This window comes from Streptomyces sp. NPDC059875, from assembly GCF_042731085.1.
In the GTDB taxonomy this organism is placed as follows: domain Bacteria; phylum Actinomycetota; class Actinomycetes; order Streptomycetales; family Streptomycetaceae; genus Streptomyces.
The window spans coordinates 48224-69021 of record NZ_JBHWJZ010000035.1; the positions used below are offsets into that span (position 1 = coordinate 48224).

Annotated in this window: 14 protein-coding genes and 3 pseudogenes; 7 read left to right on the forward strand and 10 right to left on the reverse strand. The window is 68.5% G+C overall.

Features of this window, described 5'->3' with window-relative positions; all coding sequences use genetic code 11:
- The first annotated feature begins 1 nt into the window (after position 1).
- Complete coding sequence (locus ACFV9D_RS32050; RefSeq protein ID WP_385154054.1) at positions 2-391, forward strand: hypothetical protein; 390 nt, start codon at positions 2-4, stop codon at positions 389-391.
- Here ACFV9D_RS32050 and ACFV9D_RS32055 read toward each other — a convergent pair.
- The 3 genes from ACFV9D_RS32055 to ACFV9D_RS32065 all read right to left on the reverse strand — a co-directional run bounded on the left by ACFV9D_RS32055 (position 373) and on the right by ACFV9D_RS32065 (position 2629).
- Positions 373-1128 (reverse strand): methyltransferase domain-containing protein, encoded by a 756-nt coding sequence (locus ACFV9D_RS32055; protein ID WP_385154057.1) that lies wholly within the window; start codon positions 1126-1128, stop codon positions 373-375. The two genes, ACFV9D_RS32050 and ACFV9D_RS32055, sit on opposite strands and share 19 nt — an antisense overlap.
- A 137-nt stretch (positions 1129-1265) precedes the next feature.
- Positions 1266-1889: a DUF2064 domain-containing protein gene (locus ACFV9D_RS32060; RefSeq protein WP_385154060.1), complete on the reverse strand. Its 624-nt coding sequence runs from the start codon at positions 1887-1889 to the stop codon at positions 1266-1268.
- Positions 1886-2629 carry a glycosyltransferase family 2 protein gene (locus ACFV9D_RS32065; protein ID WP_385154063.1) on the reverse strand — a complete coding sequence of 248 codons (744 nt, stop codon included), beginning with the start codon at positions 2627-2629 and terminating at the stop codon, positions 1886-1888. Before ACFV9D_RS32065 ends, ACFV9D_RS32060 begins: the two co-directional genes overlap by 4 nt.
- A gap of 114 nt (positions 2630-2743) precedes the next feature.
- Between ACFV9D_RS32065 and ACFV9D_RS32070 the strand changes: the two genes are divergently transcribed.
- On the forward strand, positions 2744-3460 hold the full coding sequence (locus ACFV9D_RS32070) for a response regulator transcription factor (protein ID WP_385154066.1): 717 nt from the start codon (positions 2744-2746) through the stop codon (positions 3458-3460).
- A gap of 3 nt (positions 3461-3463) precedes the next feature.
- Positions 3464-4576, forward strand: coding sequence for a sensor histidine kinase (locus ACFV9D_RS32075; protein WP_385154069.1), 1113 nt, complete (start codon positions 3464-3466; stop codon positions 4574-4576).
- Here ACFV9D_RS32075 and ACFV9D_RS32080 read toward each other — a convergent pair.
- The gene (locus tag ACFV9D_RS32080) at positions 4551-5606 is read right to left on the reverse strand and encodes an NAD-dependent epimerase/dehydratase family protein (protein WP_385154072.1); all 1056 of its coding nucleotides are present in this window, start codon (positions 5604-5606) and stop codon (positions 4551-4553) included. The genes ACFV9D_RS32075 and ACFV9D_RS32080 overlap by 26 nt on opposite strands.
- Before the next feature lie 111 nt (positions 5607-5717).
- Between ACFV9D_RS32080 and ACFV9D_RS32085 the strand changes: the two are divergent.
- The 3 genes and pseudogenes from ACFV9D_RS32085 to ACFV9D_RS32095 form a co-directional block, all read left to right on the forward strand.
- Positions 5718-5909 (forward strand): annotated as a pseudogene (locus tag ACFV9D_RS32085) (CorA family divalent cation transporter); the annotation flags it as partial.
- A 544-nt stretch (positions 5910-6453) separates the two neighbouring features.
- Entirely contained in the window at positions 6454-6846 is a 393-nt protein-coding gene (locus tag ACFV9D_RS32090; protein WP_385154075.1) for a hypothetical protein, read from the forward strand.
- A gap of 5 nt (positions 6847-6851) precedes the next feature.
- A complete protein-coding gene (locus ACFV9D_RS32095; RefSeq protein ID WP_385154078.1) occupies positions 6852-7520 on the forward strand; it encodes a nucleotidyl transferase AbiEii/AbiGii toxin family protein in 669 nt (222 codons plus the stop codon).
- 269 nt (positions 7521-7789) lie between these two features.
- On the opposite strand, the pseudogene ACFV9D_RS32100 reads toward ACFV9D_RS32095, so the two are convergent.
- The 6 genes and pseudogenes from ACFV9D_RS32100 to ACFV9D_RS32125 form a co-directional block, all read right to left on the reverse strand.
- Positions 7790-8042: pseudogene (locus ACFV9D_RS32100) on the reverse strand (citrate/2-methylcitrate synthase); the annotation flags it as partial.
- A 234-nt stretch (positions 8043-8276) separates the two neighbouring features.
- On the reverse strand, positions 8277-9419 hold the full coding sequence (locus ACFV9D_RS32105; RefSeq protein ID WP_385154081.1) for a Wadjet anti-phage system protein JetD domain-containing protein: 1143 nt from the start codon (positions 9417-9419) through the stop codon (positions 8277-8279).
- 103 nt (positions 9420-9522) lie between these two features.
- Positions 9523-13716, reverse strand: a complete 4194-nt coding sequence (locus ACFV9D_RS32110) for a TIGR02680 family protein (protein WP_385154099.1) — start codon at positions 13714-13716, stop codon at positions 9523-9525.
- A gap of 42 nt (positions 13717-13758) precedes the next feature.
- Complete coding sequence (locus ACFV9D_RS32115) at positions 13759-14997, reverse strand: TIGR02678 family protein (RefSeq protein WP_385154084.1); 1239 nt, start codon at positions 14995-14997, stop codon at positions 13759-13761.
- The gene (locus ACFV9D_RS32120; protein ID WP_385154087.1) at positions 14994-16556 is read right to left on the reverse strand and encodes a TIGR02677 family protein; all 1563 of its coding nucleotides are present in this window, start codon (positions 16554-16556) and stop codon (positions 14994-14996) included. The genes ACFV9D_RS32115 and ACFV9D_RS32120 overlap by 4 nt, the downstream gene beginning before the upstream one ends.
- 808 nt (positions 16557-17364) lie before the next feature.
- Positions 17365-20214: a hypothetical protein gene (locus ACFV9D_RS32125; protein WP_385154090.1), complete on the reverse strand. Its 2850-nt coding sequence runs from the start codon at positions 20212-20214 to the stop codon at positions 17365-17367.
- Between the two features lie 268 nt (positions 20215-20482).
- Between ACFV9D_RS32125 and ACFV9D_RS32130 the strand changes: the two are divergent.
- Positions 20483-20668 (forward strand): annotated as a pseudogene (locus ACFV9D_RS32130) (CorA family divalent cation transporter); the annotation flags it as partial.
- Positions 20669-20798 lie beyond the last annotated feature (130 nt).

A 20798-nucleotide genomic window follows, 5' to 3' on the forward strand; every position in this document is an offset into this window, starting at 1 on the left:
CATGGTGCGGTATGTGTGCGGTGCGTTGGGGGTCGGGCTGATGGGGCTCGGCGCGGTGCTGGTTCTGCGCGCCGGCACGGCCTGGGAGGTGGCCGTCTGGCTGGCGGGGGCGATCGTGCTGCACGACGGGGTGATGGCGCCGCTCGTCCTGGCCGTCGGGCTGCTGATCGCCGCCGCGCCCGCGCGGGGCGCGGTGCGCGGCGGGCTGATCGTCGCGGGGTGCCTGACCCTGGTCGCGCTGCCGCTGATGGTCCGGCCGGGCACCCCGCCCAACCCGACGGCCCTGCCCCTGGACTACGTCCGCAACTGGCTGGTGCTGCTGGAGGTGGTCGCGGTCGGTACGGGTGTGCTCGTCGGTGTCCTGCGGGTGCGTCAGCGGCGTCGGAGCTGAAGGAAGCTCCGGCCGCCGGTCCGCCACCGGCGGCCGACCCGCCAGCCGGTGGCGTCGGCATACGCGTGCAGGGCGCGGGTCCCGACGCGGGCCCAGGGGAACCCTGTGCCGCGCGCGCCCCGGCCGTCGACGACCCGGACCTCGGACCGCTCGTCGACGTCGGGGCCGGCGGCTTCCACCAGGGCCTGCCCGGAGGGCCCCACCAGCTCGGCCGCGCGCCCGAGGAGGAGCGCGGGGTCGCCGCCGATGCCGATGTTGCCGTCCATCAGCAGGACCGTTCCCCAGCGGCCTTCGCTGGGCAGTTGCTCGAAGACGGACCGGCAGAGCGCGCTGCCTCCCCCGCGGACCGTGCGGTCGACGGCCTCCGGGCTCACGTCGATGCCCAGCACGGGGCGGCCGGTGGCGGCCAGCGCCTGCACCAGCCGCCCCGGCCCGCAGCCGATGTCGAGCACAGGGCCCTCGCACAGGGCGAGGACGGTCGCGTCGGCCGGGTCGGCCGCGGCGCACCAGCGTTCGATCTCCAGGGGCAGCAACCGGCCGTCGTCACGCCGCAGGAAGAGGGGCCCGCGGCCCGACCGGATTGCCTGGGTGTACGGATCGGCCCGCCAGGCCCGTACGGGGTCCGCAGTGCGGGCGTGGCCCGGCGCGGGTGCGGGTGCGGGTGCGGAATCCGGTGCGCGTACGAAGCCCGGCGCGCGGACCGCTTCCGGCGCGTCGGCGGGCCGCGGAACAGGCACCGGCGCCGGGACGGTGTCGGAACGTGTGTCACGTACAGGCGGTGTGACGTGCTCGAGCCCTGCGTCCCGTAGGGACGTTGCCGTTGCGACACGTACGGGCGGCGGGACTCGCACCGGCCCGGTGGGCTCCGGCGCGCTCATCCGATGCCGATCTCGCGCAGTGCCCGGTGCGCGCCGGCGAATCTGCTGCCGGGGGCCGTCTCGGCGACCGACCGCGCGTCGGCGGCGGTGTCGACGTCCCGAAGCGCCGGTAGATCACGCACCAGGAGCCCGGCTCCGGTGAGACGTCGGCGCTGCTCCGCCCCCGTTCGCGGTACGGACATGGGGACTCCGCGCAGCAGGGCGGGGTCCGGCGTGGCGAGACCGAGGGCCCAGAAGCCGCCGTCTTCGGCCGGGCCGAACGACGCGTCGCAGTCCTTGAAGTCCATTCCGGCGCCGAGGAGTTCCGGGGTCACCTGCGGGGTGTCCATGCCGATCAGCAGCGCGGGACCCGTGCAGTGACCGAAGGCCGCCGCGAGCCGTTCGTCCAGCCCGCCCGAACCCTGAGGCACCACCTCGAAGCCGGCGGGCAGCCAGGCGCCGGGCGCCCCGGCGAGGACGAGTACGCGGCGCTCGGCGGGGGTGGCGAGCACGGTCGCCAGTGTGTCGGCGAGCGCGGCCTCCGCGAGCCGGGCGGCCTGGGCCGGGCTGAACGGCGGGGTGAGCCGGGTCTTCACGCGGCCGGGGACCGGTTCCTTGGCGATGACGAGAAGGGTGCTCACCGGTTCGCCTCCTGCGCCCCGTTCAGCGGTGGCCTCAGCGGCGCCTCGCCCAGCACCTTCCGCATGTCGCGTACGGCGTTCCAGGTCCCCCGCCAGGTGCCGGTGACCTTCGATCGTCCCGTACGGGGCAGGTAGGGGACGTCCCGCTCGCGCACGCGCCAGCCGGCGTCGGCGGCGCGCACGACCATCTGGAGCGGGTAGCCGTTGCGCCGGTCGGTGAGGCCGAGGGCGAGCAGCGGCTCGCGTCGGGCGGCCCGCATCGGGCCGAGGTCGTGCAGCCGGAGTCCGGTGCGGCGGCGCAGTATCCGGGCGACGGCGACGTTGCCGGCCCGGGCGTGCGGCGGCCAGGCGCCGGACGATTCAGGGCGCCGGCGGCCGAGGACCAGGTCGGCCTCCCCCGCCGCCACTTGCGCGGCGAACGGGACGAGCAGGCCGGGGTCGAGGGAGGCGTCGCAGTCGCAGAAGCAGACGATGTCGGCGTCCGCGGCCAGCAGCCCGGCGTGGCAGGCGGCCCCGAAGCCGCGCCGGGGTTCGTCGACGACGGTCGCGCCGAGGGCCCGGGCGATGTCCGGAGAGCCGTCGGTCGATCCGTTGTCCACGACGATCGCCCGCCAGCCGGGCGGGATCCGTTCGAGGACCCAGGGCAGCGCCTCGGCCTCGTCCAGGCAGGGCAGGACAACGTTCACCGCGTACGTGGTCGCGGCGTTCCCGGTGGGATGCGAGTCGGTCACGGATTTCACCGTACGAATCCGGGCCGGACAAAAGGGATCCGAGGACCTTACGAAACGCGGACGTCGCCCCCTTGCCCCACCCCGCGTGACCCGGCGGACCGTGACCGGTGCGAGGCTGACCCCATGCGACCCGAACAACCCCTGCAGACACCGTCACGCGTCCTGGTGGTGGACGACGACCCGACCGTCGCCGAAGTGGTGACCGGGTATCTGGAGCGGGCCGGCTTCGCCGTGGACCGGGCGGCGGACGGGCCGGCCGCGCTGGCGGCGGCCGGTGCCCGGTGGCCGGACCTGGTGGTCCTCGACCTGATGCTGCCGGGCATGGACGGTCTGGAGGTCTGCCGGAGGCTACGGGCCCGCGGCCCGGTCCCTGTGATCATGCTGACGGCGCGCAGCGACGAGGAGGACCGCATCCTCGGACTCGAGATCGGCGCGGACGACTACGTCACCAAGCCGTTCAGCCCGCGCGAACTGGTGCTGCGCGTCGAGGCGGTGCTGCGTCGGCACTCCGTGGGCAGGCCGTCGGGGCCGCTGCTGCGCCTGGGCGGCCTGGAGCTCGATCCCGCTGCCCGGCGCGTGACCAAGGACGGCCGGCCCCTGGCCCTGACGCTGCGCGAGTTCGACCTGCTGAGCTGGTTCCTGCTCCACCCGGGGGAGGTGTGCGACCGCGAGCGGCTGATGCGCGAGGTGTGGGGGTGGGACTTCGGTGATCTGTCCACCGTCACGGTCCACATCCGGCGGCTGCGCGGCAAGATCGAGGAGGATCCGGCACGGCCGTTGTTGATCCGTACGGTCTGGGGCGCCGGCTACCGCTTCGATCCCGTACCGACGGAGGTGTGATCCGTGCGCGACATGGTGCTCATCGCCCTGTACGCCTTCCTGGGTGCGGCCGGGGCCGGTCTGCTGGGCGATCTCGTCCTGCGGTTGCTGCGGCGTCGGTCGGTGGCGGTCTCGCTCGCCGTCGTCGCGACCGTCGCCGTGACGGCGATGCTCGCGGGGACGCTCGCGGTGGCGTGGGCGATGTTCCTGTCGCCGCACGACCTGTCCGTGGTCACCACGGTCGTCGCGATGGCGGCGGTCGTGTCGCTCTGCACGGCCCTGCTGCTGGGCCGGCGGGTCGTTCTCAGCGTCCGTGAACTCGCCGTGGCGGCACGGGACTTCGGCGAGGGTGGCGTCTTCACGGCACCTTCCCTGCCGGCTCCCGCGGAACTGGCCGCGCTCAGCCGGGAGTTGGCCATGACGGGTCAGCGGCTGGCGGAGTCCCGGGAACGCGAGCGCGCGCTGGAGGCGTCCCGCCGGGAGCTCGTCGCCTGGATCTCGCACGACCTGCGGACCCCGCTCGCCGGTCTGCGGGCCATGTCGGAGGCGCTGGAGGACGGTGTGGTCGCCGATCCGGCCCGCTATCACCGGCAGATCCGGACCGAGGTGGACCGGCTCAACAGCATGGTGGGCGACCTGTTCGAACTCTCCCGCATCCACGCGGGCGCGCTGACGCTGACCCCGGTCCGGCTTTCGGTGGACGATCTCGTGGGGGACGCGCTGGCGGGCGCGGTGCCGCTGGCGCGTGAGCAGGGCGTGCGGTTGGTGGGCGACCGGGTCGAGCAGGTGCCGGTGGAGGTCGACGGCAGGGAGATGACACGGGTCCTGGCGAACCTGCTGGTGAACGCGATCCGTCACACGCCGGCCGACGGCACCGTCGCCGTGGCGGCCGAGCGTCGTGCGGAGTCGGTGGTCCTGTCGGTGACGGACGGCTGCGGCGGCATCCCCGAGGACGCGCTGCCGCGGGTCTTCGACACGGGCTGGCGGGGTACGGAGGCCCGTACCCCGCCGGGCGGCGCGGGGCTCGGTCTGGCCATCGTCCAGGGCATCGTGGAGGCGCACATGGGCCGTGCCGACGTGCACAACGTGGACGGCGGTTGCCGGTTCGAGGTCACGCTCCCCGCAGCGCGCTCGTAGCGAACTCGGCCATTCCCTCGGCGAATCCGACCTCGGGCCGCCAGCCGAGTTCCGTCCTGAGGCGGGTGGAGTCGGCGGTGATGTGGCGTACGTCCCCGAGCCGGTACTCCCCCGTCACCACCGGGGGCGGCCCGCCGTGTGCGGCTGCCAGCGCCGTCGCCATCTCGCCGACGGTGTGCGGCTCGCCGCTGCCGGTGTTGTACGAGGTGAGGCCGGCGGGGGCCCGGTCGTCGAGGGCCTCCAGGGCGACGGCGTTCGCGGCGGCAACGTCCCGTACGTGCACGAAGTCGCGGCGCTGGCCGCCGTCCTCGAAGACACGGGGTGCCTCGCCGCGGGCGAGCGCGGACCGGAAGAGGGAGGCGACTCCGGCGTAGGGGGTGTCACGGGGCATCCGGGGGCCGTACACGTTGTGGTAGCGCAGGGACACGGCCCGGCCGCCCGTGGTCCGCGCCCAGGCGGCGGCGAGGTGTTCCTGGGCGAGTTTGGTGGTGGCGTACACGTTGCGCGGGTCGGCGGGGGCGTCCTCACCGACCAGGCCCGGGGCGAGCCCGGCGCCGCAGATCGGGCAGCGGGGCTCGAACCGGCCCGCCGCCAGGTCCTGGTCTGCGCGGGGGCCCGGTCGCACCCGGCCGTGGTCGGGACAGTCGTACCGGCCCTCGCCGTAGACGACCATGGAGCCGGCGAGCACGAGCCGTTCGATGCCGGCCTCTGCCATGGCGGCGAGGAGGACGGCGGTGCCGAGGTCGTTGCAGCCGACGTAGTCGGGGGCGTCGGCGAAGTCCTTGCCGAGGCCGACCATGGCGGCCTGATGGCAGACGGCGCGCACGCCGTCCAGCGCGCGGGCGACGGTCCCACGGTCCCGCACGTCACCGTGCAGCCACTCGGCCCCGGCGGGCAGGGCCGGTGGCGGCCCGTCGTGGGCGGTAGGGAGAAGGGCGTCCAGGACGACGGGTTCATGGCCGCGGGCCGCGAGGGCGTCGACGATGTGGGACCCGATGAACCCCGCACCGCCGGTCACAAGTACACGCATGCGGATCACCGTACGGACCGGACGGCGCTCCCTCTGGACGTGCGCGCCGTCGTCCGGGATCCGTAAGGTTCACCTCCGGCGGGGCGGGCCGCCGGGGCAGGATACGACGGCGAGGAGACCAAGAAGATCTCGGCCTGGGCGGCCATTCTCTTTGCACCCACACTGGTGGGAACCATCTACGGCATGAACTTCGAGTCCATGCCTGAGTTGGGTTGGAGCTTCGGATACCCCTTCGCGGTCGGTTTGATGGGGGTGGTTTGCGTCAGTTTGTACGTGATTTTCAAGCGACGGGATTGGCTCTAGAGTCGGCCGACTCTCTTCAAGCAGCGTGCATGGTTTGCTTCTGCACCTCCCACACAAGCGCCCAATTTGGGCTCTGGGGAGTCCCTGAGGAGAAGTGATGCGGGTGATCTCGTCTACCTGCCTTCAGCAACGCCCTGACCAGGACTTTTACCCTCCTGCAGGCGCTAGGGAGAATCCATCGGCTGACGACACAGCTCCTGCGTCTGCGGCTTCGTCCCTATCCTGCTTCCTGCTCAACATCTCGCCGGTCGCCCTTGCCGCCCCTAACAGATCACAGACAGTGACACTGGGTTCTGAGCGGAGCCACACGTCCGCCCTCTCTGTGCGGCCCCCTGATTGTGGTGACGAGTCGTGTTCTGGTCAGCCCGGCCTCTTCGTGTACCAGGTCTCATGCGCAAGCGGGCGACAGCCCGTGTCGCCTGCTCAGGGCAAGAACGGGCTGCGGCAGGCGGCCGGCTCACTGGCGGGAGCCGGCCCTGCTCACTCCGGGCGCGGGCTCGCACGTCATGGCCCGCACCGCTTCTGCGGCCGCCATAATGGATGCATGTCCTCCAGCCCGCAGCACCCCGCACCCGCGCCGAGAGACCTCTCTGGTGCGGACGCCGCGGACCTCGCGCTGTACCGGGAGAAGTTCCGGCGCCGTCTGCCGGAGTCGCTGGACGAGCTGCGCGGGCCGACTCACGGCGTCGTAGAGCTACCGCTGCACCTGGCCTGGTCCGGGATGACCTCGTACGACCTGGGCAAACCTCGCCAGCGCATGGGCCTGTACCGCACCGTCCTGCACGAGGGCCTGCACGACGACCTGCCCCGCTACCTCAATCAGGATCTGCTCCTCCAGCAGTGGCCCGTGCTGCGCACCCTCGTCGGTCGCACGGTGCGCACCGTGTGGGAGGACGCCTTCCCCCAGCTCGCCTCCAGCACCCGGGCAGCCGCGTGACGGGCATGCCAGAGCTGCATACCCGGCTACTGGCGGATGTGATTGCCCTCGGCTCGCCGTATCCCTTGGTCCTCACCGGCGGGTATGCCGTGAGGGCGCACCGCCTCGTGAACCGTCCCAGCCAGGACCTCGATGTCGCCACCGAGAACCCGGCGCCCATGGCCGACATCGCGGCCGCGCTCTGTAGCGGCCTCAAGGCCAGGGGCTGGAAAGTGCAGGCGCTGGAGACTGCCCCTCTGTCCGCTCGCTTCACCGTGACCGACCCAGTCACCGGGCAGGACTGTGAAGTCGACATCCTCAAGGAGATCTTCTGGCGGCCCGTCGCCCAGAGCCCTTACGGGCCTGTCCTCGCGGAGGAGGACGTGATCGGGACCAAGGTCCGAGCCCTTGCCGACCGAGGAGCGCCCCGCGACCTGATCGACGTGTTCGCTGCCTCCCGCCGCTGGACGAACTCCGAGCTCGAGGAGTTCGGTCGCCGCCACGCCCGCGGCCGCTTCGAGCGCGAGGACCTCCAAGCGAACCTCACCGGCGCCGAGTGGACCGATGACGAAGCCTTCGCCGCCTACGGCCTCGACGATGCCACCATCACCGCTCTCCGCACGTGGGCCGTGGAGTGGGCCGACGACCTCGCGACCCGCCTCCTCGAAGAGTCGGATGCCCCGGACATTGACTGATCGCAACGGGGCGAGAACGAATCAGCAACGGGTCCGGCCGACAGACACCGTTTCAAAGCCTCTAGCGCAAACGCCTGATCGGTAGGATGAGGCCCCACGACCAGCTGCTGGTAGCCACTGACGGCCTCCCTCAGAATCTGCGTGGCGATACTCAAGGTCAGCGACGGGGAGTACCCCTGCCAGACCCGTCCGCGCCGTGGGATCGCCTGATCTGGTTCGCCATACGGGCCTGCGCAGCACCTCATCCGTCACGCCGGCCAGCGGTTCCATGCCTCGTCCAACCACTCCCCCGCCCGGTCCGGATTCCCGATCTCGTTCAGTATCTGCATCACGGCTTCGTTAGCCGCCGTGCAGCGGGCCCTTGAGAGTGCCGATCGCCGCGGTAGCCGCGCTGTAGAGGTCGGAGAGAATCGACGTGACGACCCGGGCGGTGAACGTCGAGGCGATGAAGCTGTGTTCGGCGTACAGGACTAGGGAGATCTCGAAGCAGGGGACGACTTCGGGGGCCGGGGCAGTGCCGAATCGCCAGAATGCCCGGGAACCTCCAACGAGTAGACTTGATCGAGTTCTGCGCGGAGATCCAGCAATGATCGTCTCCGGACCTTCGCCAGCCCTGCTCGGGCGTCGCTGAGTTACGAGCCGCCGTGACCATGTGCGCGGGCCGTCCGTATGGAGAGTCGTCAGAGCCACCAACTACTCCACCGGTACGCGACCAAGGCCGTCTCGCCGCCGTCCCCGCACAAGGCTGTGTGGGCGTCAGATGATCTCTATTCCCCTGAGCCAATCGTGCAGGAATGGAAGCACTCTCTCGTGCAGCCCTTCCTGTTCGCACCTATAGCCGTTGTTTGCCGCAATTGCGCAAGCCAGGGGCCGGAGGGTCGGGAGGGTGGTGGTGATCTGGAGTTCGGCGTGGGTGCGCCAGCCCTCGAGGTCCTTTGGAGCTTCGACGAGCTTGGGGCCAGCTGCATAGAGGACGGGGTCCATGGCGACGGGCTGAATGGTGCGACCGCTCTTGTTGCTGAGGTTGTGGATGATGTCGATTCCGGGCGGATCGAGGTCACCCCAGGCTGCGAGAGGAATGTCGGGCAGCTGTCTGAGCAGGTTGGCCAGAGCGTCCGAGGCGTAGCCCTCCATCCAAATGCACAGCCAGTCCTCGGGGACGCTGGTACGGCTGAGAGCTTGGAAGGTTTCCTGGTTCTCCACCAACAGGACACCTGTCGCTGTGACGTCGAGGGTTCCGTTGGTGGCGGCTGCTTTGCCGGGCAGCTCGATGAAAGGTGTCGCCGCGGAAGCGTCGGCAACGAGGCTGTTCAGGTACCAGCTTGCCGGTCCGAGCATGCGGATGCCGGTGTCGGTGGTGTACACGGCTTCTTCGAAGGGCGTGTTGATGACGTTACTGAAGGCTCTCTTGGAGGGTGGGGTCCAGTTCTTGCTCCCTCCGAGCGCTAGTACGGCGAGCTCGCGCTCGGAGAACTTCCAGCCGCGTCGGCGGGCGTTGAACCATTCGGCTGCGGCCTTGAGGCCAGCCGAGTAGGTGGACCAAACGCGTGTGCCGGTGGCGGAGTGTTCGGGTGCCTGCGCAGAGCTCTCGTCGATCAATGCGTTGAGGAGGCCGAGTTCGCCGGCGAGTTCGGGGACTGCGCTGATGCGCTGGGCGAGGTCGGTGCGGGCTTCCCGTACGCGTTGCTTTTTCATCATGCTGCGGTAGCGGGTCTGGCCACGGTTGGTGAGGAGGGGGCCCGCGACGGCGATCAGGAGCTGGCGTAGGGGGACCGCGTAGGCGCTGTTGAGGAGCGCGTCGTCCGCGCGGGCCAGATGGACGGACCTTCCGTTGAGACTTGCGATGCCGAAGAGTTCGATCAGGTCGGCGCGTTCGCGAGCGGTCATGGAGAGGTTCATGGGGCGGTCCAGTCCACCGCCGTTTGCGATGCGGCGGCGGACGGCGTCGCAGAATTTGGCGCCGCCTGGGGTACGTGTCCACTCCATGAGTGCTGGGGGCAGCTCAGGTCTCGGTGTCATCGTCTCCGTCGTCTTCGTGTTCGGCGGTCTGGAGTGTGTCGTCGTCATCGTCGACAAATTCGTCGTCGAGTGTGTCTTCTTCGTCCTCCCAGTCGAGTCCTGTGTCGTGGGGGGTGTGGCGCAGGGCGGGGTCGGCCAGGTCGTGGCGTTCGGTGCCGTCCCAGATGATGGGGGTGGTGAGGACACCGGGGATTCCGGGGTGGCGGAAGAGCTGGTAGGTGGCGACCCCGGGGACTTCTTCGTGGAATCCCCACTCGTCGTGGCTGGCCATGACGAAGTCGAGGTCGAGGCTGGTAAGCAATCCCATGCAGCGGCCGCGCATCTCGGCGTCGATGCCGGCGAATGCTTCGTCGAGGTAGATGGGGCGCGGCGCGGTGGGGGCGGCTCCTTCGTAGTGGGCTGCCGCAGCGACGAAGAGAGGAAACTGGAGCGTGACGGCTTTCTCGCCTCCTGATCCCTGCTGCTGCTTCTCGTCGGTCAGGTTGGTCCATCTTTGGTCCGGGGCGGGTTTGTAGCGAAGCCGGATGCGGTTCCAGGAGCGGTAGTCGAGTGCTTGGCGGAGGTGGACGCGCCAGTCAGCGCTGCTTTCGCGGTCGCGTGCCGCTTCGACCTGTCCGGCGAGGAAGTGGATGAGCCGTTCGCGAGCGGCTTCTGAGAGGTGTTTGCTGGCTTGGCTGTCCAGCGTCGTCAAGGCGTCCCGGACGTCTTGGCTCTGGCGGGGGTCGGGTTCCCAGATGATTTTCATCAGGAGGCCGGAAGAGGTCGGTACGTTGTTGAGCAGGGTGTTCATGCGGTCGATGAGGCCCTTGGCCTCGGCGCGGCGGTGGCGCAGGTGGTCTCCGAGGCGGCCGAGGAGGACCTCGGTGAACAGTTTGTGCTCGCCTTCGTCCAGGAGTGTGCGGCGGGTGTTGATCTCCTTGGCCATGATGTCTTGGACCTGGGGGATGGAATGGGACTCACCGTTGTGCAGGACGCTGACCAGGAGCAGGTTTGCGTCGCTCTGTGAGCGGGGTCTCCAGTCCGGGCCGGCGAGTTCGGTCTGCAGGAAGCGGAACTGTTCGTCGGCATTGTTGCGGGCGTCGTTAAGAGCCTGCTCCGAGCACGGCTCGTCGGCGAGGTGTTCGGCGGCCGTCTGGGCCTGCTCTTCGACTCTTTCCGGTTCGTCGGCGAGGGCATGGGTGAGACCGGCGAGCTCGAGGAAGCCGCGGGTGGCCAGGCGGCGGTAGTTCTCCACCGTGTCTGCCAGGTGTCGCTCGCGTTCATCGCGCTGCAGTTCGGTGGTCTCGACGTCGTTGCCCAGGGCGCCTGCTCGCATTGCGGCCGGCTCGCTTTTGAGGCGGTTGGTTTCCAGATGCGAGATGACGGCGCGCTGTTGCTCGCCGGTTGCTGCAACGCTGGCCAGGACTTCGGCGATGCCGACACCGTCGAGTTCTTGCCTGACGCGGAGTCGCGTGCGTTTCTGCTCTAGGGTCTGCTCCGTTTCGCCCCGTTCCTTGGTCCGGGTGGTGAGCTGTCCGTCGAGTGCGATCAGCCGCCGCACGGACTGCTCCGTCGTCACCTCACAGGCCTGCAGCTTTTCGGCAGCGTGGAGAGCATCGCCGAGCGCGTTCTGGTAGCGCCGGAGGGCGTCTTGCTCAGCGCTGATGGCAGCGATCTGGGTGGGCGCGGACCGGGGGCGGGCGTAGTCGTCCAGGGCCTGCTCGGCGTCTTGCTGCCCCTCCCAGAGACCGCGCTTGGTCTCCTGTGCTTCTTGGGTCTGCTGGTCCAGTTGCTGGAACAGTGCGCGTGCCCCGTCGAGGTTCTGGTGAGCGGTGCGGAGGTCTCGGTCCATGTGACGGGTTTCGGCCCGTTCGGCGTCGAGGTCGTCGATACGGTGCCGGGTCGCCTCTATCTGCTGTTCATGCCGGTCGATGTGGTCGGAGAGCGCGTGGAGCTGGCTGTCGAGCGCCGCCAGGCGGCGGCGTTTCTCCGCGGCGCGGGCGGCTGCTCCGATGTAGGCGGCGGTGGTACCGGTGGTGCGGCCGTGAACCGCTCCGATGCGCCAGGAGCCGTCGAGGCCGATACATGTGGGGTATTGCTTGGGGTTGGTGTCCTGGTCGGCCAGTGTGATGGAGGCAAGGATCTGCTGGGTTGCCTGGGCCGGCACCAGGGGATGGTCGACGGCGGTGAGGACGTCGGCCAGTGAGGTGGCGTCCTGCTGGTGAGCGTGTGTGGGCAGCAGGATGGTTTCGAGGGTGTCGGGTGCCAGGGCACAGCCGTCGGGGGTGACCCAGGCGTCGAGGACGCCGGCGCCGAGAAGTGCGGCTTCGAGGAGAGCAGCCTGCGTCGCGGTTACGTGAGGCGCGAACTCGAGGAGTTTCCACAGCGGTGCCCCGTCTTCGAGATGTGGTTCTCTTGCCCGGCGGGCGGTGGCCGTCGGCGGTGGAACGGGATCGCTGTGGGCGGCGACGGTGTCGCGTTCGGCGGTGAGTGTCTCGTGCTGGTTCTGGAGCTGTGCGAGGGAGGCCTTCTCGTCGGCGAGAGTCATGTTCAGGGAGCGTTCGAGGCTCTTGGTCTCGTTCGTGATCAGTTCCGCCAGGGTGACGCTGCCCTCTTGGCCGAGGGCAGGAACGGTGATCAGCAGGGTGTTCAGCTGGGTTTCGGTCAGCCGGATCTGCTCGCAGCGTTCCGACCAGTCGACGAGGAAGCGGGACAGTTCCTCGACGCGCCGGGCGACGAGTTCTTCGTTGGTGTCGCAGGACTTCTTGGCGATGCCCCGTCGTATGAGCAGGTCACGGCAGTGGCTGGCGACGACGTCGTGCTTGCGTCGTGCTTCCTCGACGATGTGGGCGAGTTGTGTCGCCTGCTTGAGGATGGCGTCCCGGCTTCGGATGTGGCCCGTGAGGAGTGTGCGGGCTTGTGACGGGTCGAGGCGGATGAGTTCGCGTGCTCCGTGAAAGGTGTCGTGCAGTGCCGTTCGGAGCGCGAGCCGGTCGGTTTCGTTCTCCAACTGGACGAGTTGCTGTAGTGCTTCGTCCTGCGTCTTTTGCGCGGCGTTTTGTTGTTCTGTCGCGGTGCGATGCTCGCCGGCTGTCTCGGTGTGTCTTTTGTCGGCCTTGGCGTAGAGGATCTCGTGCTCGGCAACCTGGCTCTGCAGCTCAGCGATCAGTCCGTGCTGCTTCATCTCCGGGCTGGCGTTGAGCTCGTTGAGGCGGGTCTGGAGTGTGTCCCTGCTCAGCTCAAGGGTGGTGCGTTCTGCCTCGAGTCGGCCCAGCTCGCGCTTGGCGGCGTCGTGGGCATCGCGCTTGTTCTTGAGCGCCCGCTGGGTCGCTCGCAGGTGGCGTCCGGCGTCGAGGATGAGCCGGGCGTCGCGGTGTACGACCCTGCGAGCGAGGCGGGCGTAGGAGGTGAGGAACGTGTCGATGTGGTCCTTGTCGCGTATCAGGGTCTGGGTCTCTTCGCGGTCCCGGGCCAGTTCGTCGAATCTGCCTGCCAGATCCTCCAGGAGGGTGGAGCTCACAGGAGGCAGTCCGTCGGTGAGCATCTGGCTCAGCTTGGCCACGTTGAAGTCTTCGCTGAGCTTGGGGCGGCGCAGTGTGAGCAGAAGGTCGACGAGGGAACGCAGCCGGGCCGGGGAGAATCCGAAGAGGCGCCGGGCGACTTCACTTCGGTAGTCCCTGGCTCGTTCGAACAGGGCGGCATCTTTCCCTAGGGCCTCTTCGAGGCCGGCTCTCAGGAGAGGGGTGCGGTCCTCGCTGTAGAGGGAGAAATCGACGCCGATGCGCTTGGGGGTCACGAAGTACCACGCTGGGCGGATGCCCTTGGGCATGGATTCGAGGGCGTGCATGCCGATGCCGATAGTGAGGAACTCGTGGCTGCCGTCTTCGGTGATCCGGCCGTACTCGGTCCATACGTAGCCGACCTGCTGGGTGCGGCCGCGGTAGAGGAGGTTGTCGCGCATGGACCGCGCGGAGTTGCCGAAGGGGTCGAGTCGGCGGGCGTTGAGGATGGCGTCGAGGAGCAGGGGGCTGGTTGTCTCCAGGGCCTTGGTTTTGCCACTGCCGTTGCGGCCTCGGAGAATGAGCCTGCCGTTGTAGAAGTAGAACTCCTGCTCGGTGTACTCCCAGATGCCGATGAGGCCCATCCGCAGGGGCTGGTAGCGGTCGCGGCTGGGGATGGGCGGTTCGCCGTTGAGCAGGCGGTCTAGTACGGGGCTCCGGAGTCGGCAGACTCGGTGGTGCTAGTTGCGGTGGTCATCGGCGCCGTTCTCGCTTGGACTGGTGGTCAGGTCGTCGTGGCCGAAGAGCATCAGGTCTTTTTGGACCTTGCGTGCGCCCTGCCCGTGTGGCGCGCGGTAGCGGGCGAGGGCGGGGCGGACGCGTATGCCTTCGGGTAGCCGTTGGATCAGGTTCAGGCGGTTCAGGATCGGCACTGCGGCCTCTAGCGTTCGCTCGGCGTCGATCGGGTGGTTGTTGATCTTCTGGGCGAGCCGCAGGAGTGTCGCGGCGACGTCGGCTGCGAGCTCGCGCACCCGGTGCTCGGGGACGACCGGTTGTTCCTGAGGTGCGTGTCCGGCTTCGTGTGCCAGGGCGTCGGCCAGCACGAGGGCGGCAAAGGAGGGGGTGCTGCTCTTGGGAAACTCCAGATCGGTGAGGTCTTCGTCGATGATGGCGACCCCTTCGGTGCGCAGCTCCACGCGGCAGTCGAGTCCTCTTCGGACTGCTTGGATCAGTTCGTCGGCGTGGGTGTGGAAGTAGCTGCGCTGTTCGTCGGGCAGGTCGTCGAAGTAGACGACGGGGTCGTCCACGAAGCGCCGCATCAGTGCGTGGTGGATCGCGCGTTCGGCCGTGTCCGTGTGGTCGGGGTCGGTTTCCGCGATCAGTCCCTGTGGTCCGCCGGCGAGCGCGGGTGGCACCGGGGAGGCGATCATCAGGGCTGCCGTCCGGTGGTCCACGGCATACAGGGCGTCGCCGCTGCCCTGGATGTACTCCCTCTCGTCCTCTCGGGTCAGGCTTCTGTCTCGTTCGGGGGTGAGGACACCTTGTGAGACGAGCAGGCGGACCATGGCGACGAGGTCGGCGCGTTCACGGCGGACGGTGGCGTCGAAAGCACGGAGCACGGAGTGGGTCTCGGTCAGTGCTGTGATCTTCTCGGCCAGCTCGCTGATCACTGTCTGGTGTCCGCAGTCCTCCAAGACTGCGAGGGTCAGGCAGTACAGCGCGCACTCGCGGGCGGTGGGGGCGTCGTTGCCCTGCCGACCGGGTGCCTCGGGGATCTTGAAGAGCCGGATCCGGTCACGGTCCACACGCAGCTGCCAGCCCAGGTGGTGGTCGAACCAGCTGCGCAGCTCGGCATAGTGGGCGTGGGCAAGGTCGACGACGTGCTTGTTCGCCCTGTTCGTGAGGATCAGGGGGCGGTTGAGCAGGGCTCGTACGACGAGGCTGCGGGCGTGCCCCGCTTCTCCGGTCCACCCTTTCACGCGTGCTTCTTTCCGGTCCGGTGGAGAGTCAGTTCCATGTCGGCGAGGCTCATTCGTCCGCCCCGCAGGGCGAGGGAGGCGGTGCCTCCGGTCGCGCCCTCGACCGGAGCAAGAACCAGCAGGAGACGGCCGTCGCTGGTCTTGGAGCGGCGGATGCCGGCCGGGTCGGGGCGCGTGGAGAGGACACTGTCGAGACAGCGGAGCAGCACCTCGGCTTCCGCATCGTTGAGTTGTCCCAGCATGGAGAACCGAATGGGGCTGCGAGCTGCCAGTGAATCCTCGGCCGAGGTCGCCTTCTCCTGCTCCTTGCCCAGCTCTACGGCGAGCAGGCTCTTGGCGCGCCGGGAGCTGCGCACCCGTGGAAGCGGCCCTGAACGGCTGCGGGGGCCTGTTGCGCGCAACGCGGCGGAAACAGGTGCAGGCGGGCCGTGCCACCAGCTGTCATCCGGCAGGATGTCGATGTCGTCTTCCAGCGGCCGCACCGTGCCGAGGTGACGGGCCGAGTACATGCCGAACGCTGTGCGCCACAGCGCGGCGATGTCGTCGGGGCGCGTGTCGTCCATGCGGTCGAACCACGACGCCAGTGCAACTAGGTCGGCGGTTCTGTCCACGCGTCTAAAGCGCTGGTCATTGATCTGGCGGATGGTGAGCAGGATGTGATTGACGGCGTCGGAGGCACGGTCTTGCAGGGTCTGCGCGACAGGAGGGCGGTCTGTTCCCGTGAGGAACCAGCTGCGGACTCCGGCCCACTGGCCCCTGAGCCGGGTCGTGTCGCGTGCCACGATGGCCTCTTTGGATATACCGAGCTGAGGCGCAGCCTCCACGGATGCGATCTCTTCGAGGAGCTGCGGGAAACAGACCTCTTCCGCTCGGGCGATCAGGGCTGAGATGCGTGGGCCGTGCCGGTCCAGGGTGAGGATGAAGGTCTGCAGGTAGCTGACGACGACTTCCTTGTAGGCGAGAAACGCCTCAATGTCGAGCTTCCCGTCGACGGCGAGTGAGCGGTTGAGGCCCTGGACGAAGCGTTTGGCGTTCTCAGACAGTTGGGTGAAACCGCCGACCAGGCGCTGGAAGGCACGTCCTGCCCCGACGAGATCAGGTGGTGTCTGTTCCGCGGAGGCGACCAGGATTTCCATCGCCTCCAGGACCTCAGGCAGCATCGACGCCTGAAGGGCTCCGGTGGTGCCCATCTCCTGGTCGATGAGAGTCATGGTGCGGTGGACCTGCGCGCCCTCGGAGGTCAGCTGGTACAGGAAGTCCTTGTGCAGGAACTCCTGCGCGGTGCCGCTGCGGCGCATGTTGTAGATGCGCGCCACATTGCCCCAGCCATGGAGGGACTCGAGGAGGTCCTCCATCGCAGGCATTTCTTCCTGCAGCTCGGGAGCGGTCGCCAGTCGCTGTGACACTTCCTGGCTGATGTCTGCCGTCGGCAGGTGGATGCCCAGGCGGGCCTCTTCTTCGAGGAGTACGTCGAGTGCCATGCGGTAGTAGAGCGCATGTTTGGCCGTCAGGTAGGTGACGATGGGCATGCGGTCGGCGAAGCGGTGAGGGCTGGTCATGGGTCCTTGGCCGGTTGGGGCGAGCACTACTGCGGGATGGACGGTCTGGCCTTCCTCCTACCGTTTGCCCCACAAAGATTGGGCGATGAGTGACAGTGTCGTCACCGTGCGCGTGATCCGCTGGCGATTCACGTGAAAGCGAGGCATCTCACGTCGCCAGGAGCGCCGGCTGAGGCAGCTCTGACTGCTCCGCCGCCGACAGACGGCAGATGGCAGACGGCAGACGAGGGCGGCGCCCTCGGCAGCGGGGTTCCCGTCACCGAGGTGTGGCAGCCCGTGCCTACTGCGTCCCGATGGCCATTGACAGCGAAGCAGGGCCGCACACCCAGATACGGCTTGACGATCTCGAATCGGCCAGGCTGGCTGGCCCCTCGGGCCAGCACTCCGACTCGCCCGACTGGGGTTTCCTGCTTCCTTCTGGAACGGCTCCGAGATCCGCTACAAGGGGAGCTACAGCGACCTCGGCAGCCTGTACAGGAACAGCGCAGGTCGGTGGTACGTCGCCAACAACAGCGTTGTCTGCCTCTACCCCGACGACAGCCATTGCGGGTGACCTTGAACCGACGCAGACATCGGTGTCGACGGTCACGTAATTCGCGTGACCGCTGAGAGGCGCTCGCAACCCCTGTAATCCCGCTGACCACGGCGCACGCCGTGTAGGAAATCAGGCGGCGGGTAGCGGGGGAGCCGCCCTCCAAGAAACCTGCACGCCGCCACCCAGAGGCCGCCCTCTTCCGGCGCCTCCCAGGTCGGCGACCGCCTCGGGGGACTCGCCCCTCGTGTACGACGACGGGGTCTCCGAGCTCAGTTAGCTGCGGACATCGCGGACCGCCTCCGGTCGGGCGGACTCTGCTTCCAGCTCCGCCAGCCGCTCCGCGGCGAACCGGACACCTGCGTCCTGTGCCTGGCGCAGGGCGAGTTGCGCGCCCGCGGTGTCGCCGCATTGTCGGCGGATGGCTGCGAGAGGCAGGAGGAGGTGCGGGTTTCCCTGGCGGATCGCTGGGACCAGGACGTGTTCGGCGGCCTCACGCTCGCCGCGGACGGCACGGGCACGTGCGAGGACTTCGAGGAGGGTTGCGGAACGGGCGGCTAGGTCCTCGGCTTGTCGTGTCCTTCCCGTAGTCTCCAGGATGCGGACGAGATCCTGCTCCGCGCTCGGGTCCCCCTCCTGGAGAACGCGCCAATAGAGCCGCTCCGCTCGCTTGAGTTCGCCTGCCTCCTCCCGCAGTCTGGCCAGCTCTGGCAACGCGTCGCGCACGCCGAGGTTGTACGCCCTCCAGAGCAGGCCGGCGGCCGATCGGTGGTCACCCTTGCTGCGGCGGATCATGCCCAGGCCACGCAGAGCGTTCGTCTCGCCCAGGGAGACGGCAATCTCACAGAAGTGTTCGGCGCGGGCTGTATCCCCCTCGTTCTCATACACCCAGGCGAGTTCGCGAGGGGCGTTCCTGTCGCCCGCCTTTATGGCGTGCAGGAACACCTCGATCGCCCGAGGCGTGTCCGTGTACATGTAGGTCCAGGCGAGCCCGGTGAAGGCTTCACTATTGCCGGCTTCGAACGATCGCGTCGCGAGGTTGAGGGCGCGCTCGTGTTGGTCGTGATCGGCCAGCCATCGGGCCTGGTACTCAACTGCCCGGGCTCCGAAGAAGCCGCGGTCGAGGACTGCCTCGTAGAGCTGCGACGCAGCCGTGTCGTCTCCGCGCTGGGACAGGACGGACGCGAGCCCCGCGGCGGCGTCGAACCTGCCGCTGGACTCCGCGGCCTTCCGGTACCAACGTTCCGCCTCGTCGAGCCGTTGCGCACGCTCGTACCGCCAAGCCAGGACGACTTGAGCCTCGGCGTCGCCGATCTCGGCGGCCAACTCGAAGTAGGACAGAGCGTCCTCGTCCTTGCCATGTTCCTCGAGCCATCGGGCGAACGTGGACAGAGCCGCGCCCTCGCCGTCCTCCGCCGCCGCCATGGCCAGGGCCTCGGCGTCCTTCGTCTTGCCGCGGGCCAAGGCTGCACGGCTCAAGGCGACCTTGTCCCTCGCGCTGGCGGCATGCCGTGCGGCAGCGGACCAGAATCCTCCACCCGGGCAATCCAGTTGGCGATGTCTTCTCGCGTGTAATTCGACGAAGTCCGAGAGTCGGTAGTGGCTCGGTTCCAGTGGATTCGGCAGGGATGAGCCCGCAGCCGGTGTCAGGGGCCCGCGTACGCCCCGACACGGGGCCGACAGGTACTCCACCGCTCGCAGGAACCAGTCGGGCCGCGCCAGATCACGTTGCAGCGAGGTGAGGTACGCCGCGGCAGCGTTCTTGAGGAAGGCGTGGGGGAGATGGAGACCGTGGCCCAGTCGACGGGCGTCCATCGCGGCCTGCAGCACCGCGCGGGCGGCGGGGGATCCTGTCTCGTAGCGCTCCAACTGGGCGGGGCCGCCGGCCAGGTACTGGATGACGTGTCCGCTCTCGGCGAGCCGCGCCGCCTGCAGCATCCGTCTATCGGTTCGCTCGGACTCTGCGGTGAGGGTGGAGAGCTCGTCCTCACTGAGCATCTCCGGTACTCGGATCCAGCACCTGACCAGCAGGGCTTTCGTCTGCGCGCGTTCGTCGCGTGGCGCGGTGGTCATCGTGGACCAGTGCTCGTGCCAGGCCGTGCCGAGGACGAGCACGGGTGCGGATCGGGCGCTTCGGAGCAACCCGATGAGCCTGCCAGCAACCTGTTCGTCCCGATCGGTATCGCCGGAGAGGAGGTAGCGGTTGATCTCGTTGAGCCACAGGACCGTTCGGGGGGCCACCAAGTCGATCGCAGCGAGCAGGTCGTCAGGGCCAGCCGGATGCCATAGTCGCCATCCCCCGGGCAACCGCTGAATCGCCTCCCATGCCGCTCGCGTCTTTCCCGTGGAGGAGTCTCCGAGGAGCACCTTCATGACGCTTCGCCCTGTGAGGACCTGGTTCACGGCGGTGCCGAGTTCGTCGTCGAAGGGCCGGCGGAAATATGACGGAAGTGGGCCATCGTCCGTGGCGTGATCGACAGTGATCGCCTCGTGGACCTCCAGGCCGAAGGGGTCGGCGGCGGCAAGCGGGATGCCCGGACCATCCAGACCGTCCGCGCTCTCCATGCGTGAGAGCTCCCCCAGTGCCTCGTGGTCGCAGAACCGGCGAGCCGCTTCGTCTCCGAAGTAGCGGGCCACGATGAGCGGCCGGCTACGCAGCAAGATCCCCAGGTGCTCTGCATCCCAGATCTCACCCAGGGCCAGCTCCGGATGCCGGTCCTGGTAGTCATGGGCCAGGTCGCGCACTTGGGTTCGCGTCCCCCTGCATGAGGTGACGATGACCAGGCGCGCCGCGCCCTGAGGGCGCGGGCCGTGGACGAAGGTGTCCAGCGCCTTCCTCGCGTTTGTGTCCGTGAACCGGGTCACTTGCTTGACCTGGAAGGCGTGCCACCCACCGTCCGCCGCACGCCCAACGATGTCGACACCGCCCTGTGCCTGCCCCGGCGTTCCGTAGCGGTGGCAGGGCGACAGACACTCCACCGCCTGCACAAGTTCCCAGACCAACCGCTCGAAGTCGTCCCAAGGCATGTCGTGGAACGGGAGGAAATCGATCTTCTTGTCGATCACCACCGGCTGCCGTGAGGACTGCACCACACCAAACCCCCGCTCGATCCGTTGCGTCGTCATGCGGTCCACAGGTTAGACCGGGGGACTGACACGTCGTCGACCATGACTGCTCGCGGCTCAAGTCGCTCCGCTGACCAGCGGTGAATCACCTTCTGAGGCCCCCATAGCTGGGGAGAATCTGTGGAGAATGGAGCCCCGTTGGGGAGCGGCTGGGGAGAATCGGCCGCATCAATGGGCAGCACGACGAAAGGGCAGGAAAGACGGATCGGTGCAGACCAGAGGGCCTCTCCAGTCGATTTCCGCAGGTCAGTGACGTGAGGGTGACGACTTCAAGAAGATCTCCTCGTGGGCCGCCATCCTCTTCGCCCCGACCCTGGTCGGCACGATCTACGGCGTGAACTTCGAAGACATGCCCGAACTGAAGTGGGCAGGCGGCTACCCCTTCGCAATCCTGCTGATGGCAGTGGTCTGCGTGAGCCTCTACGTCATCTTCAAGAAGCGCGACTGGCTGTAAGAGTCCGTGGTGCGCCTGTGTCGTGAGGAACGGGGCTAGGGCCTGTCCGGAAAGTCATGGCAGCCAGAGTCGGAGGCAGGCGAGGGTGACCATGGCTTGGTAGTGGCTGGCGCGTTTGTCATAGCGAGTG

Bases quoted from the DNA above. Each gene is read 5' to 3' on its own strand.
- ACFV9D_RS32050 (WP_385154054.1), top strand. From the start codon at position 2: ATGGTGCGGTATGTGTGCGGTGCGTTGGGGGTCGGGCTGATGGGGCTC.
- ACFV9D_RS32120 (WP_385154087.1), bottom strand. From the start codon at position 16,556: ATGACCAGCCCTCACCGCTTCGCCGACCGCATGCCCATCGTCACCTAC.
- ACFV9D_RS32070 (WP_385154066.1), top strand. From the start codon at position 2,744: ATGCGACCCGAACAACCCCTGCAGACACCGTCACGCGTCCTGGTGGTG.
- ACFV9D_RS32105 (WP_385154081.1), bottom strand. From the start codon at position 9,419: ATGAACCTCTCCATGACCGCTCGCGAACGCGCCGACCTGATCGAACTC.
- ACFV9D_RS32125 (WP_385154090.1), bottom strand. From the start codon at position 20,214: ATGACGACGCAACGGATCGAGCGGGGGTTTGGTGTGGTGCAGTCCTCA.
- ACFV9D_RS32080 (WP_385154072.1), bottom strand. From the start codon at position 5,606: ATGCGTGTACTTGTGACCGGCGGTGCGGGGTTCATCGGGTCCCACATC.
- ACFV9D_RS32090 (WP_385154075.1), top strand. From the start codon at position 6,454: ATGTCCTCCAGCCCGCAGCACCCCGCACCCGCGCCGAGAGACCTCTCT.
- ACFV9D_RS32095 (WP_385154078.1), top strand. From the start codon at position 6,852: ATGCCAGAGCTGCATACCCGGCTACTGGCGGATGTGATTGCCCTCGGC.